This is a genomic window from Prevotella sp. FD3004 (assembly GCF_000746155.1).
GTDB lineage: Bacteria > Bacteroidota > Bacteroidia > Bacteroidales > Bacteroidaceae > Prevotella.
The window spans coordinates 239,863-255,714 of the sequence record NZ_KN050819.1 but is presented as its reverse complement, the minus strand read 5'-3'; the positions used below and the strand labels follow the sequence as shown (position 1 = coordinate 255,714).

General features: G+C 45.8%; 14 protein-coding genes. 7 read left to right on the top strand and 7 right to left on the bottom strand.

Annotated elements, in window-relative coordinates; all coding sequences use genetic code 11:
- Positions 1-270, bottom strand: a 270-nt coding sequence (locus tag T325_RS08025; protein ID WP_369794048.1) for a clostripain-related cysteine peptidase, incomplete at its 3' end; no start/stop codon positions are given.
- Positions 271-475: 205 nt separating this feature from the next.
- On the opposite strand from T325_RS08025, the gene T325_RS08020 reads away from it, so the two are divergent.
- On the top strand, positions 476-1,363 hold the full coding sequence (locus T325_RS08020) for a glycoside hydrolase family 25 protein (protein WP_231622210.1): 888 nt from the start codon (positions 476-478) through the stop codon (positions 1,361-1,363).
- Here T325_RS08020 and T325_RS08015 read toward each other — a convergent pair.
- The 4 genes from T325_RS08015 to T325_RS08000 are packed head-to-tail and all read right to left on the bottom strand — an operon-like array spanning position 1,348 to position 6,033.
- Entirely contained in the window at positions 1,348-2,172 is an 825-nt protein-coding gene (locus T325_RS08015; protein WP_143058284.1) for a hypothetical protein, read from the bottom strand. The genes T325_RS08020 and T325_RS08015 overlap by 16 nt on opposite strands.
- Positions 2,169-3,443 carry a Na+/H+ antiporter NhaC family protein gene (locus T325_RS08010; protein ID WP_036912273.1) on the bottom strand — a complete coding sequence of 425 codons (1,275 nt, stop codon included), beginning with the start codon at positions 3,441-3,443 and terminating at the stop codon, positions 2,169-2,171. The genes T325_RS08015 and T325_RS08010 overlap by 4 nt, the downstream gene beginning before the upstream one ends.
- 1 nt (position 3,444) lies before the next feature.
- Positions 3,445-4,938 carry a UxaA family hydrolase gene (locus tag T325_RS08005; protein ID WP_036912270.1) on the bottom strand — a complete coding sequence of 498 codons (1,494 nt, stop codon included), beginning with the start codon at positions 4,936-4,938 and terminating at the stop codon, positions 3,445-3,447.
- A gap of 27 nt (positions 4,939-4,965) precedes the next feature.
- Positions 4,966-6,033 (bottom strand): LacI family DNA-binding transcriptional regulator, encoded by a 1,068-nt coding sequence (locus T325_RS08000; RefSeq protein ID WP_036912268.1) that lies wholly within the window; start codon positions 6,031-6,033, stop codon positions 4,966-4,968.
- A gap of 196 nt (positions 6,034-6,229) precedes the next feature.
- Here T325_RS08000 and T325_RS07995 point away from each other — a divergent pair, with 196 nt between their 5' ends.
- The 6 genes from T325_RS07995 (at position 6,230) to galE (ending at position 13,674) form a co-directional block, all read left to right on the top strand.
- The gene (locus tag T325_RS07995) at positions 6,230-7,252 is read left to right on the top strand and encodes a sugar kinase (RefSeq protein ID WP_036912265.1); all 1,023 of its coding nucleotides are present in this window, start codon (positions 6,230-6,232) and stop codon (positions 7,250-7,252) included.
- Positions 7,253-7,281: 29 nt separating this feature from the next.
- The gene (locus T325_RS07990; RefSeq protein WP_036912262.1) at positions 7,282-7,950 is read left to right on the top strand and encodes a bifunctional 4-hydroxy-2-oxoglutarate aldolase/2-dehydro-3-deoxy-phosphogluconate aldolase; all 669 of its coding nucleotides are present in this window, start codon (positions 7,282-7,284) and stop codon (positions 7,948-7,950) included.
- A 63-nt stretch (positions 7,951-8,013) separates the two neighbouring features.
- Complete coding sequence (locus T325_RS07985; RefSeq protein WP_036912260.1) at positions 8,014-11,208, top strand: ATP-binding protein; 3,195 nt, start codon at positions 8,014-8,016, stop codon at positions 11,206-11,208.
- The gene (locus T325_RS07980) at positions 11,181-11,900 is read left to right on the top strand and encodes a DUF5932 domain-containing protein (protein WP_036912258.1); all 720 of its coding nucleotides are present in this window, start codon (positions 11,181-11,183) and stop codon (positions 11,898-11,900) included. Before T325_RS07985 ends, T325_RS07980 begins: the two co-directional genes overlap by 28 nt.
- On the top strand, positions 11,890-12,489 hold the full coding sequence (locus T325_RS07975) for an AbgT family transporter (protein ID WP_036912256.1): 600 nt from the start codon (positions 11,890-11,892) through the stop codon (positions 12,487-12,489). Before T325_RS07980 ends, T325_RS07975 begins: the two co-directional genes overlap by 11 nt.
- Positions 12,490-12,633: 144 nt before the next feature.
- Positions 12,634-13,674 (top strand): UDP-glucose 4-epimerase GalE, encoded by a 1,041-nt coding sequence (gene galE / locus T325_RS07970; protein WP_036913548.1) that lies wholly within the window; start codon positions 12,634-12,636, stop codon positions 13,672-13,674.
- A gap of 18 nt (positions 13,675-13,692) precedes the next feature.
- Here the strand turns inward: galE and ispE are convergent, their stop codons facing one another.
- The gene (gene ispE / locus T325_RS07965; protein WP_036912254.1) at positions 13,693-14,529 is read right to left on the bottom strand and encodes a 4-(cytidine 5'-diphospho)-2-C-methyl-D-erythritol kinase; all 837 of its coding nucleotides are present in this window, start codon (positions 14,527-14,529) and stop codon (positions 13,693-13,695) included.
- Positions 14,526-15,839 (bottom strand): DEAD/DEAH box helicase, encoded by a 1,314-nt coding sequence (locus tag T325_RS07960; RefSeq protein ID WP_036912251.1) that lies wholly within the window; start codon positions 15,837-15,839, stop codon positions 14,526-14,528. Before T325_RS07960 ends, ispE begins: the two co-directional genes overlap by 4 nt.
- Positions 15,840-15,852: the final 13 nt, after the last annotated feature.

The following is a 15,852-nucleotide window of genomic DNA, read 5'->3' as shown; positions in this document are numbered from 1 at the left end:
TACAAGTCCATATGATTGGGCTGGATAAACGGTCTTCGTTTGTTTTAAGGCATACAGCAAGACTTTAGGATCAGCGGCAATACCTTTTGACATATATAATGTATCAACCAGTTCTCCATTATAGATACGAGCCAGATATGGTGTTTTGTTTGAACCTGCGCGATCAACATATATTACCAGATTCTGATCTTTTCTCAGTGACTTAGATCCGGCCTTCATCTCTTCGAGGTCTTCCTCGGCAAAAGAAGCCAGGTTGTTTTCAGCGGCCATATATACCAATACGGTTCTGCTTGCCAGAGTGTCTGGCTCGGGATCATCATTATGATGACACGAGCACAATGTGAATAGAAGTGATATAGCAATTAAAAACTTCTTCATAAATCTTAATTTTCGGCAAAGATACAAAATAATTGAGAATACGAACCCCTAAATTCACAATTTTTATTATCTTTGCACCTCAAATAAGATTAAACAAATGAAACGATTATATTTTCTGCTGGCTTTTCTGATTGCCATGTTGGCCGCAGGCGATGGATTTGCTCAGCGTTCAAGACATTATAAAGGCCGTCAGCGTCATCGTACGCATAGAGTTGCAAAGAAAAAGCATAATAGTCGCAGCAAAAGGCGTACGGCAAGGGTTGTTCCACAGAAACCTGATCCTAGACTGCTCGATCCAGACTATGATCCCAATATCCTTTGTGAGGATACATGCGGTCATGTACACGGAATCGACCTGTCGCATTATCAGGGACAAGTATTCTGGGAAACAGTCGGCGAAAACACAAAGATGGCATATGTATATCTGAAGGCTACTGAAGGCGGTGATCGAATCGATGACCGTTATGAACGAAACATTCAACTGGCTCATCGCTATGGTCTGAAAGTTGGTTCTTATCACTTTTTCCGTCCGAAAACGCCATTAGCACAGCAACTGGCTAACTTCAGAATGCAGTGTCGTCCAGCTGAGCAGGATTTGATACCTATGATTGATATCGAGACTACGGGCGGACTGCCTACTGATGTTTTCTGCGATTCACTTATCACGTTTCTAGGTATGGTTGAGAAAGAGTATCGCCAAGCTCCGTTACTATATACCTTCCGAAATTTCTATAATCGCCATCTGATCGGAAAAATTAATGATTACAAGCTGATGATCGCGATGTATACGCCTGAAGAACCCGTATTAGACGATGAACGAGATATTACAATGTGGCAGTATACAAGTAAGGGACGTATTGTGGGTATTAATGGCTTTGTTGACAAGAGTCGTTTTATAGGTAATCACGGATTGAGAGACATCCGTTTCCAGCATATACAAATAGTGGAAAACAATACGAATCACCGCGATTATTCCTCGATGTGAGACAATGAGTGTACGAACGAAGCGAAGAAGTTGGTCAGACTTTCTGATGGATAATAGCGGAAATATCGGGCGGAGCGCTTTACATGGCTGAACATTGCCGTTGTATTGCTGTTGTGTACAAAGATACTGTCACTGTCTTGTGAAAAATACCAGTCTTGTGAACGTGTATTGGTGAAATCGATGAGTTCTTGCGCAATCTCTTCTATATGTTTGTTTTGCTTGTCTTCAAGAAAGAATACGTCGTCTTTCTTAAATCCGAATAACAACACCAGGAACTCTCCTTCAAGCTGACACATCTGCGAGAGTTTAAGTTTCGAAATCCATTTGCGAAACACGTCTTTATCTACATGGTCTCCCTCGTTTTGCAAGAACCTCCCTAGTTCAACCAACTGACTTACGGGCATTCCTTCATTCAATATATGACGCACAATGCGAAGTATGAGGAGCAGAAGTTTTCTTGAGATAGTGTCCGAGTGCTCGTCGTCGAGGATGTTCTGCAACTGACGGTTCAATAACGGATTCGTCAGATGGTCGGCTCTCAAAAACTCATCTCCTTCATCGTCATTTATCATTCTTTCGGCATCCTGCTTCAGTTTTAACCATTCTCTCCACTGATAGTCTGTCTGTTTTAAGAAGAACTGATTTTTACATCGCTGTAATCCCTCATAGACGTAAGGCACTACTTGATGCATGATAGTCAGCTGCATTAGTCGCTCCCATTTGTAAACCGACATCGGCTCTATATGCTCAGTGGTATTGAATGCACCACTTCTTATTAACCTGAAGAAATTGCGTTGAATAATGTTCATGAGTATCTACGTGGAAAACGGAATAAAATACATAGTAATGCCACAATACCAAGCGCATAGGGATAATACAGGTAGGGGAGAATGGCTATCGGATTCAATGATGTGAGTCCTGCAGCTATCAGCATCTGAGCACCATAAGGTATCAATCCTTGAACCATACAAGAAAAGGTATCGAGTATTGAGGCACATTTTTTATTATCAACACCATATCGATCACCAATCTGTTTGGCTATGCCTCCTACGGTAAGAATGGCAATGGTATTATTAGCAGTACATAGATCTACTAATGACACCAGTGTTGCAATACTCAGTTCGGCACCTCGCTTGCTGTTTACACGACGCGTAAGCAGACGGATGATGAAGTCGATACCTCCTTGCTGACGTATGAGTTCAAGCATACCGCCAGCCATCATGGTAACAATGATCAATTCTCCCATAGAAAGAATGCCATCACCCATAGCGCCAAACCATCCATAGATATCAAACGATCCTGTTATGAGTCCGATAATCCCCGTCAACAGGATACCCAAAGTGAGTACAGCCATCACATTCATGCCAAATATAGCGGTAATGAGTACAACCAGATAGGGTATGACTTTCAGCCATTCTACAGACGGGATATGCTGCGGAGCATGGATTGACTGCCCCATGAAGATATAGATAACCAGAATGATCAATGCTGCAGGCGTTACAATAAAAGCATTGACGCGAAATTTATCACTGAGTCGGCAACCTTGTGTCTGGGTGGCCATAATGGTGGTATCGGAGATAAACGACAGATTATCTCCAAAGAAAGAACCGCCAACAATGATTGCCGTCATTAACGCCACATCAGTGCCCGTTTCTGAGGCTATTCCTGCTGCAATAGGAGTCAGTGCTGCAATGGTTCCTACACTTGTTCCAATAGAGAGGGATATAAAACAAGCAGCCAGAAATAATCCTGCAAAGATCATCTGTGGAGGTAACAGCGAGAGAGTAAGATTAACCGTAGCATCAATACTGCCCATCATCTTGGCAGAATGAGCAAATGCACCAGCCAACACAAAGATCCAGATCATGAGCATCATCTGTTCTGTGGCTGCTCCTCGGCTGTAGGTGTTGATACGTTTGATTAAGGGTTTTCCGCTACTGATGATAATCGCATAGATACTCGACACCATAAATGCTACAGTGATGGGAATCTTGTAGAAGTCACCAGCAATGATGCTGGTGACTAAATAGAATGCGATGAACACCATGAGTGGTGATAATGCAATAAGCCCTTTTTTCATTTTACAACGTTACGCCGTTTTTGAAAATTGATATCTCACGGTAGCCGTTTTCCTCGTTACGAGCTTTCTCGCCATTGGCCACAGCTATGACTTTGTCTATAAACTCAGGTACAAGTTCTTTCATTGAACGTCCTTCAAGTAACTGCCCTGCTGAAAAATCTATCCAGTTTTTCTTGCGGTTAGCCAAATCAGAATTGGTTGCAATCTTCATCGTAGGCACGAAGGTTCCGAATGGCGTACCGCGACCTGTTGTGAATAATACCAGGTGACAACCGCAAGAGGCGAGGGCAGTAGATGCCACAAGATCATTGCCTGGAGCAGAGAGCAGGTTTAGTCCGTCATGCTCCAGACGGTCGCCATATTCCATTACGCCGCTAACGGGTGCTTTGCCACATTTCTGTGTACAGCCAAGTGCTTTATCTTCAAGGGTAGAAATCCCCCCGGCTTTGTTGCCAGGACTCGGATTCTCTCCTACAGGCTCTCCATGCGAGAGGAAGTAGTCCTTGAAATTGTTGATCATCGAAACTGTCTGGTTAAACAGCTCTTCAGTGCGGCAGCGGTTCATAAGAATGGTCTCTGCGCCAAACATCTCAGGAACCTCTGTCAATACAGATGTGCCTCCTTGAGCAACAAGCCAGTCACTGAACTCACCGACTAACGGATTGGCAGTAATACCCGAGAAACCGTCAGAACCGCCACATTTTAAACCTACACGTAGTTTTGATACGGGCACTGTCTCACGTTTATCCTTTTTCGCTATATCGTATAGACTGCGTAGGATTTCCATACCAGCCTCCATTTCGTCTTCAACCTTTTGTGTGACGAGCAATTTGATGCGGTCTTTGTCATAATCACCCAACATCTTCATAAATTCATCGGGCTGATTGTTCTCACATCCGAGACTCAGTACCAGCACACCACCGGCATTGGGGTGCAGACAGATATCGCGCAGCACCTTACGTGTATTTTCATGATCTTCCGAGAGTTGCGAACAGCCATAGTTATGATGCCAGGCATAGATAGCATCTACACCCTGCTCGTTGGTCTCTTTCTTTAATTCCTTTACCAGTCGTTCGGCAACGCCATTCACGCAACCGACAGTGGGGACAATCCAAATTTCATTGCGAATACCCACATCGCCATTCTTACGTACATAGCCATTAAAGAAACGATTTTCATTCTTAATATTAAGCTGTTCGTTTACAGGATTATACGAATACTCAAGCGTTCCAGATAAATTGGTCTTCAGATTATTCTCATTCACCCAGTCACCTGCTTTCAAATCCTGCATAGCATGACCTATAGGATAGCCATATTTAATAATGTCCGCACCTTTTAGAGTATCCTTAATGAGCACTTTATGTCCTGCTGGTGTGTCCTGATTAATGACGATTTTTTGGCCGTCGACCTCAATAATGTCGCCTTTCTTCTTTACCTGCAGACACACGACAACACTATCTGCAGGATTAATTTTTAAAAATGTAGTTTGTTCCATTCTTTGTTTTCTATATTTGTTTTAGTCTTAAATGGCCTTACGGCGGTAGAAGTCTACGTTCTCTTTTGTCAGGATTTCAATAGGCATGTAATTCACGGGATTTACTTCACGCTTCATCACGATAGCGTTGAATAATGCGTCTACACTCGAATAGCCCTGCTGATAAGCGTGCTGAGCAATGAGGAATGAAATGCTGCCTTGGCGCACACATTCTTCGTTTTTAGGCACCATATCATAGCCCATAATCTGCACATTTCGTCGGTTGGTTCTCTGAAGGAACTCGCCAACCAAGTGTGCTTTTGAGTTGAATGTAATGCAGTGGTGAACTTGTGGGTGTGCTCTGAAGAATTTTTCAAGAATGCCGTCGTAGTCTTTTTTCTCCTCGTCCAAGGGCAGGTCTACCTCAGTAATCTTGACCTCTGGGAAATGGTCTACCATATAATGACGAAAACCCGTCTCACGGTTAGCTTGCTGTTTTGAGCCCACCTTACCGTCGCGTGTCTGTTTCATCAAGGCAATCTCTTTCTCTTTATTAGCAATCAGCATCAGCATCTTTGCTGCAAAGTATCCGCTGGCAAAAGAGTCTTGGCCGAAAAACGAAAGAGGCTTCAGATCAGGCATATAGGAATCGAGTAACACATAGGGAATCTGTCTCTCAATCAGTTTTTCAGTGAAACGTGATGTCTGCTCAAGTGTAGAAGGCACAATGATTACACCATCTATCTTAGCAGAAAACAGCTCACGAACCATCTTTGTGAAGCCTGTAGCATTGAAACGTTCGTAATAGATGAACTTCAGCGTGATGCCGAAGTCACGACGAAAGTCCGTACAGGCCAGCGCACCTTCTTCAATCTCGTCCCAATAAGCGTCTTGCTCGTGCTTGGGGAGTACCAAATAGAAATTGTAAGTCTTATTGTAAGCGAGGGCAGAGGCATACATGTTTGGACGATAGTCTAGCTCCTCCAACGCTTTATTCACCTTTTCCAGCGCTGTTTTACTTACATTTGGACGGTTGTGTAAAACTCTGTCTACCGTACCTGTGGACACGCCTGCATGTGCAGCAATATCCTTAATAGTAATGTTCTCCTTAGCCATTTTATTCCTATTTTTCGGCAAAGGTACAAATAAATTCTGAAAAAGCCAACAACTTTATCAAATAATATAACCGAAATCGTTTCCGTAAGTTTTTTGCCTTAAATCCTCTTAAATATTTGGTCAGCTCGAAAAATATATCTAACTTTGTCGTCGCAAACGAAAAAAATATGTTTAATCTATAGTTAAAACAAGGAAAATGGCTAAAATCGTAACATTGGGCGAGATCATGCTTCGCCTATCTCCGCAAGGAAACGACCGTTTTATTCAGAGTGAATCATTCCGCATTATTCCAGGCGGAGGAGAGGCTAACGTAGCAATATCAGTAGCCAACTATGGCCACGAGGCTTATTTCGTTAGTAAGCTCCCTAAGCACGAAATAGGACAGATTGCTGTTAACGCTTTGCGTCGTTATGGTGTAAACACCGAGTTCGTGGCTCGTGGTGGCAACCGTATAGGTCTTTACTATGCTGAAACCGGTGCTTCTATGCGTCCCTCAAAAGTTATATACGACCGTGCTCATTCTTCAATTGCCGAAGCTGATCCTTCTGATTTCGACTTCGACAAGATTATGGAAGGTGCAGCTTGGTTCCATTGGAGTGGTATTACTCCTGCTATCAGCGATAAAGCTGCCGAATTGACAAAGCTTGCTTGCGAAGCCGCCAAGCGTCATGGTGTAACTGTTTCTGTAGACCTGAATTTCCGCAAGAAACTCTGGACTTCAGAGAAGGCTATCTCAATTATGCGTCCTTTGATGAAGTATGTTGATGTGTGCATCGGTAATGAGGAGGATGCAGAACTCTGTCTCGGTTTCAAACCCGATGCTGACGTTGAGGGAGGCAAGACCGATGCTGCTGGCTATGAGGGTATCTTCAAACAGATGATGTCTGAGTTTGGCTTTAAGTATGTTGTTTCTACGCTCCGTGAGAGCTATAGTGCTACATTCAACGGTTGGAAGGCTTTAATCTATGACGGAAAGGAGTTCTATCAGTCAAAGCGATATGAGATCAACCCGATTATCGACCGTGTAGGCGGCGGCGACTCATTCTCCGGCGGTTTAATTCATGGTCTGCTCACAAAGAAAACACAGGGTGAGGCTTTAGAGTTTGCCGTTGCTGCTTCTGCTCTGAAGCATACTATTAATGGTGACTTCAACTTGGTTTCAGTCGACGAGGTCGAGAGTCTTGCAGGTGGTAATGCAAGCGGTCGCGTACAGCGCTAAATCGAAACGGTCAATAATATAAGTGAGATATGGCAAAATTTGATAAGATAGCAGTAATGAAGAAGATTGGTGATACCGGTATGGTACCCGTCTTCTATAACAAGGATCTTGAGACCTGTAAGAATGTTGTAAAGGCTTGCTACGAGGGTGGTGTTCGCGCCTTTGAGTTTACCAACCGCGGTGATTTTGCTCAGGAGATTTTTGGCGAACTCGTAAAGTGGGCCGACAAGGAATGCCCTGAGTTGGCTCTTGGTATTGGCTCTATCGTAGATGCTCCCACAGCAGCAATGTATATTCAATTGGGCGCTTGCTTCGTGGTCGGTCCGTTGTTGAATCCCGACATCGCTCCTGTATGTAACCGTCGTTTGGTACCATACTGCCCTGGCTGTATGACCGTTAGCGAGATTGGTAAGGCTCAGGAGTTGGGCTGCGACCTCACGAAGGTATTCCCTGGTGATGTGGTTGGTCCAAACATGGTAAAGGGTCTTAAGGCTCCTATGCCTTGGTCGAAGATCATGGTCACTGGTGGTGTTGCTCCTGAGGAGGAGAACCTCACTAAGTGGTTCAAGGCAGGTGTTTACTGCGTTGGTATGGGCTCAAAGCTCTTCCCAAGCGATAAGGTAAAGGCCGGCGACTGGCAGTACGTTACCGACAAGTGTCGCGAGGCACTCGGTTACGTGGCCAAGGCGCGTGCTTAATACAATATCATCCCTCTCGCCCCTGTCATAGTTTGTGGGCGAGGGGGATTCTTTTTAACTGACATGAAAGTCTGGCTATTCATACTATCAATCATTTGCTTTTCAGCCTGTTCACGACCAGAAAAATCTACTGTTGACAAGCTGAATGATTCATCTTATGCTTTTCATTATCGCGACATCGATTCTGCCGAATATTATGCCCGTCGTGCAGTTGAATTAGCCGAAGGTTACGATGCGGGTAGGGCCGAAGCCCTCTGCAATCTAGCCTTTGTACGTATCGTACGCATGCAGTACGACGATGCCAGTCAACTGCTCAATGAAGCCATTGAGACTACCGATAATCAGGTACAGCAGTTTATTGCTTATGTCCAGCAGATGCGTCTTTGTCAGCGTCGCTCACGTAACCGTGAGTTCCATGAATATCGCGAACTGGCCGACCGTGCCATGCGTCGAATCAACGAAGAGCGCAGCACTCTTTCGAATCGCGACCTCCGTAGCCTGCTCTATGCCGAAAGCGAATATGCCATTGTCAATTCTACCTATTATTATTATGTAGGTCTAGAGCGCCAGTCTATCGAAGCACTTTACACAATAGATCCTAACGAAGTACAGCGCGATACAGCTCAGCTGCTAAACTATCTCTATAATATCGGTGCGGGCGGCATCATTACCGAGGGAACTCAACAAGAAATCAACCAACAGGAGTTCGACCATCTGATGCGTTGCTTCCTGATGGCTCGTCGTGCCAACTATCCATATTTTGCGGCAAATGCCCTCGAAGCGCTTTCTGAACACTTGATGGAACCTGAATATCGCAAGCGCTTGTTGGCCGACAACATGCCTGCTCTGCGGTTTCTGAACCCTGATGGTGTCGATGATGAAATGCTAGCTGGCTATCTGGCAGAGAATGCCCTTTATATCTTCCGTGATTATGGTGATGTCTATCAGATATCAGGTGCCTATCGTACTTTGGCATCCTGTTTCCGACAAATAGGCGACTATGAGTCGGCTCTTTATAATCTGGAACAGGCGTTGTCTGATTCTGCCATCTATCAAGCACCCGACCTAGTGGCTTCAATCCGTGAACAGCTCAGTGTGGCTTATGCCGCTATCGATGATAAAGAGCAGAGTGACTATAATCGAAATCTGTATCTTGACCTTCAGGAGACAACCCGACAGGATCGACAATTGGAGGCGCGCGCCAGCCAGTATGAACGTAATATAAGCCGGCTCAACATCATGCTCATTGCCGTCGTGGCTGCCATCGTGCTGCTACTTTTCTCGTTGTGGCTCTTCAACTATCTGAACAAGAAACAGAAAAAGACGGAGGATAATGACGACCGGTTTGACGAGATGTCGGAACAATTGGCAGCTATGCGACTACGTGTGGAAAATTCCGAGCGTCACAATCTGGAGCAGCGTGCGAAGGTGTCGCTTGTCAATAGTATCACACCTTTCATCGACCGCATTCTCCATGAAGTGAAAGGAACATCTGAGGGCGACTCCACTTATATCCGCGAGCTCACCGAACAGATCAATTCCTATAACGATGTGCTGACCTACTGGATTCAACTGCGACAGGGGGAACTCAGTCTGCATATCGAGAGTTTTGCTTTGCAGGAACTCTTCGACCTGTTGGCCAAAGGTCGCACTTCATTCCAGATGAAAGGGATTAATCTCAATGTTGAATCGACCAATGCAGTGGTCAAGGCCGACAAGGTTTTGACACTCTTTATGCTCAATACACTGGCCGATAATGCCCGTAAGTTTACGGAAGCAGGTGGCGAAGTGCATGTGTCAGCCTCTACGCAGGCCAACTATGTTGAAATAGCTGTAGAAGATACCGGACATGGAATGACCGACGAACAGCTACAACATATTTTCGATCATAAGATTGTCGAGGAACATGGTTTCGGACTGCTTAACTGTAAAGGAATCATAGAGAAGTATCGAAAGATATCGCAGATATTCTCCATTTGCCAGATAACTGCTACAAGCACATTAGGAAAAGGCTCGCGTTTGGCGTTCCGTCTTCCACTGGGTGTGATGCGTAGTCTGGTAATATTGTTTACACTATGTGGTTCTCTGTTAGTAGCTGCACAGCAGCCTGTTTCAAAGAGCCAGGCCCCGTTAGCAAAAGCCAGTGCCTTTGCTGACTCTGCCTATTTTAGCAATATTGAAGGAAAATACCAGCGCACGTTACAGTTTGCCGATTCATGTCGCTATTATCTGAATAAGCATTATCATAGTCTGCAGCCCCGCGGCCGCTACCTCATGCGTCCCATGGGCAATCCGTCGCTATTGGCTCCAGAAATCAAGTGGTTCCACGATGGGGTGGAAACAAACTACCACATCATTCTCGATATTCGTAACGAAAGTGCTGTGGCTGCTTTAGCTCTCCATGAATGGCAGCTCTATAGTTACAATAACCGTATCTATACCCAACTGTTCAAGGAAATGTCGGCCGACGAGACCTTGGGCGATTATTGTCGTACCATGCAACAAACGCAGACCAACCAGACGATATCCGTTATCCTTCTGGTGCTTCTGCTCCTGTCCATCGTACCTGCCTACTATCTGCTCTATTATCGCCACCGTCTTTACGACCGTTTTGTTAAAGAGCAGCAGCGTCAAAACGACCTTGAAATGCTAAACGACGAATATCGGCGTGCAGAGCTGGAGGATAACAACTTACATGTATCGAACGCCGTACTCGATAATTGTCTCTCAACTCTCAAACATGAGACGATGTATTATCCTTCCCGTATCAGTCAGTTACTTGATGCGGGTGATACTGACTCGCTCGCCGAAGTCACCAGTTTCTATCGCGAACTCTATGGCGTGCTTTCATTGCAAGCCATCCGACAGGTTGAGCGCGGCCATCTTCACTTGAAACCGATTGTGATGGGCGAGGTGAGCATTCTTGGAGATGAAAACCTCATACGCTATCTTTTCGAGATTCTGCGTAAGCAGTCGGGGGAGAAAACACTTCAGAAGACTTGCGTGCAGAAAGATTCCCAATATGTTGAGATCAGTGTAGCGATGCCTTCGCTCCGTCTTACAGAATCTCAGGTTGCCGATCTTTTCACGCCTTCCCGTGAACATATCCCATATCTGCTCTGTCGCCAGATTGTACGCGATCATGGCGAAGCCACTAATCGTCGTGGTTGTGGTATTCGTGCTGAAATTAGAGACAACATAACATTCATGATTATAACATTACCAAGTATATGGAGAACTTCAAAGTTATCATCGTAGAGGATGTTCCCCTTGAACTGAAGGGCACCCTCGGCATCATCCGCACTGATATTCCTGAGGCGGAAGTTATTGGAACAGCCGACGCTGAGCCTGCCTACTGGCGGCTGCTTAAACAGCAGAAACCAGACCTTGTGTTGCTCGACCTTGGGCTTGGCGGTTCTACTACTGTTGGCGTAGAGATATGTCGCCACACTAAAGAGCTCCATCCCGATGTTAAGGTACTTATTTTTACTGGTGAGATCCTTAATGAGAAACTCTGGGTTGATGTACTCGACGCAGGTGCCGACGGAATAATTCTCAAGACCGGCGAGTTGCTGACACGTCGTGATGTGTCTGCCGTGATGGACGGCAAACAACTGGTATTCAATGAGCCAATCCTTGAGAAGATTGTAGAGCGCTTTAAGGCTGCCGTGAGTGGACTGCTTGTGAAGCAAGAAGCACTGGTTAATTATGAGATCGACGAGTATGATGAACGTTTCCTTCGCCATCTGGCCCTCGGCTATACCAAGGAGCAGATTACCAATCTGCGTGGCATGCCATTTGGCGTGAAGAGTCTTGAGAAACGTCAGAACGAACTTATCCAGAAACTCTTCCCTGAAGGTACGGGCGGTATTAATGCTACGCGTCTCGTAGTTCGAGCCCTCGAACTGCGTATTCTCGATATCGATAACCTCGAACCCGATGAAGAATAAACTCTTCGCCAGAATAGGAATGGGGGTGGTGGTGTCTCAACTCGCCCTCATTATCCTCTCATGGCTACTCTCTGCTATGAGACAGGAGGGCGTGCGCTCCTTGCTCTCAAGTGAGGGTATCCGCTGGTTCATCGGCGGTTTCAATAATATAGTAGCCACCCCGTTGCTGGTGTGTCTGTTATTGCTGCTCGTAGCTGTGGGCGCCATTGAAAAGAGTGGGGTGCCAGTGTTGTTCGCTAAGAATCATCCACTGACTTATCGCGATCGGATTGCCTTACGTGTGTCGTTCGCATTTCTAATTATATATATATTCATAATCAGTCTGCTCACCCTTACGCCTCACGCCATCCTGCTATCTGCCACGGGACAGTTGTTTCCGTCGGCTTTCAGTCGCAGCTTTGTGCCGCTGTTAGCTTTTGGTATCTGTCTGTTTTCTGTCAGTTTCGGTGTCATGTCGGGACGTTTAAAAACATTGGCAGATGTCTTTGAATCGCTCACCTTCGGTCTGTCTAAAGGTGCACCGCTGATTGTCCTCTACATCCTTATAGTCCAGTTTTTGGCATCCGTTGGTTTTGTGTTTATGTCATAGAGACTATCTGGACGAAGCATGGATGACGTCTGCAGTGCAGATTAACACAGATTAATAAAGTTTTTCTGAGGAAACCTGCGTATTCTCTAGCTTTTTTAGTACTTTTGCAGTCGGAAATTGAAAATAGTAAAACTACAACTGAATATGAAACAAACGATTTTAGTAACTGGCGGTACAGGCTTCATCGGAAGTCATACAACCGTAGAACTGCAGGAAGCAGGCTATGAAGTGGTGATTATCGACAACCTCTCGAATTCAAATGCTAACGTAGTCGATGGCATTGAGAAGATTACAGGCAAGCGTCCGGCTTTCGAGCAGGTGGACTGCTGCGACATGGAAGCTCTTGAAGGCGTATTCAAGAAGTATCCGAAGATCGAGGGAATCATCCATTTTGCTGCTTCAAAAGCTGTAGGCGAGAGTGTGGAGAAGCCGCTGCTGTACTATCGTAACAATCTGACCAGTCTGATTAACTTGCTGGAGCTGATGCCTAAGTACGATGTGAAGGGCATCATCTTCTCTTCAAGTTGCACTGTCTATGGTCAGCCTTCTCAGGAGAATCTGCCTGTAACAGAGAATGCCCCCATTCAGAAGGCGCTTTCACCTTATGGTAATACAAAGCAGATCAACGAGGAGATTATTCAGGACTATATTCACTCTGGTGCTCCCATCAAGAGCATCATCTTGAGATACTTCAATCCCATCGGTGCTCATCCAACAGCACTGATCGGTGAGCTGCCTAATGGTGTGCCCATGAATCTGATTCCCTTTGTTACTCAGACAGCAATGGGTATCCGTAAGCAGTTGAAGATTTTCGGTCACGATTATAATACACCTGATAAGACTTGTATCCGCGATTACATCTATGTGGTGGATCTGGCTAAGGCTCATGTGAAGGCTATGGAGCGCGTGCTCGATCAGCCAGACACCGACGCTGTTGAGATATTCAATATCGGTACCGGTAAGGGACTGTCAACACTCGAGGTGGTTGAGGGCTTCGAGAAGGCTACTGGTGTGAAGGTGAACTGGGAATATGCACCACGCCGCGAAGGTGATATCGAGCAGGTGTGGGGTAACGTTGACAAAGCAAACAAGGTGCTTGGCTGGAAGGCTGACACACCAACGGATGAAGTACTGAAAAGTGCTTGGAAGTGGCAAGAGAAACTTCGCAAAGACGGTATACAGTAAATTAACAGATAATCCCGCTCACTTGAGCGGGATTATTGTTTTAAATGTATCTGGGTCGTTGAATGTATCAAGACTGACGGGTTCGCGGAACAAACCGAAAAGTGAGGAGCCGGAGCCCGACATAGAGGCATAGGTGGCTCCCATGTCATAGAGCCGATCCTTGATAGCACCAATCTCAGGATGAAGGGCGAATACGCTCTGTTCGAAGTCGTTTGTCAATCGTCCACGCCATGTTTCAACAGGCTGCATCACGATGTCGCGACAATTCTCTGCAGGAAAGTGTGGTTTAATGAGCGAGAAAGCTTCCTTGGTCGGTACGGGTATCGCAGGACGTACCACAGCCAGATACCAACCTGCCAATGAGAGATTAATGTCCTGCATCTTCTCACCGATACCTTCAGCATAGCAAGGACGATTGATAATAAAGAAGGCGCAGTCGGCTCCCAGACGTGCGGCATAGTCAATCATCTGCTGTTCAGAGAGTCCAAGACAAAACATCTTATTAAGTAAGGTAATCATAAAACCACAGTCGCTGGAACCACCACCCATACCAGCTTGTGTGGGAATACCCTTGAAAAGGTGGGTATGAATACGGGGCAGGGAAGGGAAGTCCTGTTTCAGAAGATTATATGCACGTACCACAAGATTCTTCTGTTCATCACCGTCGATATGGATATTAGTCACTTTTAAGTCACAGTCGACGGGAGAAGGAAACGCTTCGTCCATCGTATATACCTCGAGAGCATCCATGATAGGTACGGGGTAGAATACGGTCTGCAGATTGTGATAACCATCGGGACGACGCTCAACGACGTTGAGTCCGAGATTAATCTTACAGATAGGTTTTGTAATCATTGTTTCTTCGTATTTTTAGCTTGTGAAGTTTTGCTCTTACTTTGCGGGGTTTTGCTCTTAGCTTGTGAGTTCTTACTCTTAGCCTGCGAGTTCTTACCGTTGCCACGTGAATGCCAGCGCCCATGGCGGCGGGTGTTGGAACGTTTCTTCTCACGCTTTACATATTCAGGACCTTCGCCAATACCTTCTGGAAGAGGGGTTTTCTCGACCTCCTTACCAAGGAAATGCTCTATCTGCTGGAAACGCAACATGTCGGCCTCGTTAACGAACGTGATGGCTACGCCGTCGCGATCAGCACGAGCCGTACGACCAATACGGTGCACATAATCTTCTGCATCGTGAGGTACGTCGTAGTTGATGACAGTGCGGATGTCGTCAATATCTATACCACGAGCTACAATGTCGGTGGCTACAAGTACATCGGTCATACCTGCCTTGAAACGGAACATTACTTCGTCGCGTTCCTGCTGGGTGAGATCGCTGTGCATCTGGTCGCAGTTGATATGCATCTTTTTCAGACTGCGTGTAATGTCCTTAACACGTTCTTTCTTGCCAGAGAAGATGATGACACGCTTCAGGTCGCCCTGTTTGAAGATATGATTGATGATCTTCAGTTTCTGCGGGTCGTAACATACGTAGGCACTCTGCTGAATCTTCTCTGCGGGCTTGCTGACTGCAATCTTCACTTCTACAGGATCGTGAAGCAGATTGACTGCCAATTCACGGATCTTGGGTGGCATGGTGGCTGAGAACATGATGCGCTGACAACTGTCAGGCAACTCTTTCACGATCTTCATAATGTCGTCGATGAAACCCATATCAAGCATGCGATCGGCTTCGTCGAGCACAAAGAATGAACAGTGTGAGAGGTCAAGATTACCTACCTTCAGATGGCTGAGCAGTCGGCCTGGTGTGGCAATGAGCACATCGGCACCAAGGCGCATGCCACGCAACTCTTGTTCGTAGCGACCGCCATCGTTACCTCCATAGACAGCCACCGACGAAACGTCGTCAAGATAGTAGCCAAAGCCCTGCATGGCCTGATCAATCTGCTGGGCCAACTCGCGTGTAGGCGACATAATAATGCAGTTAATGGCATCTTTTGGGAATTCATCATCGTCGAGCTGTGAAAGTATGGGCAACAGATAGGCTGCGGTCTTTCCTGTTCCTGTCTGCGCCACGCCAAGTACATCGCGACCGTCGAGAATCTGAGGAATGCAACGCTCCTGAATAGGGGTCATCTCCTCGAAACGCATGTCATAGAGCGCATCGAGAATATTATCGTTGAGATATGTTTCTTCAAATTTCATTATTTCTTTTTTA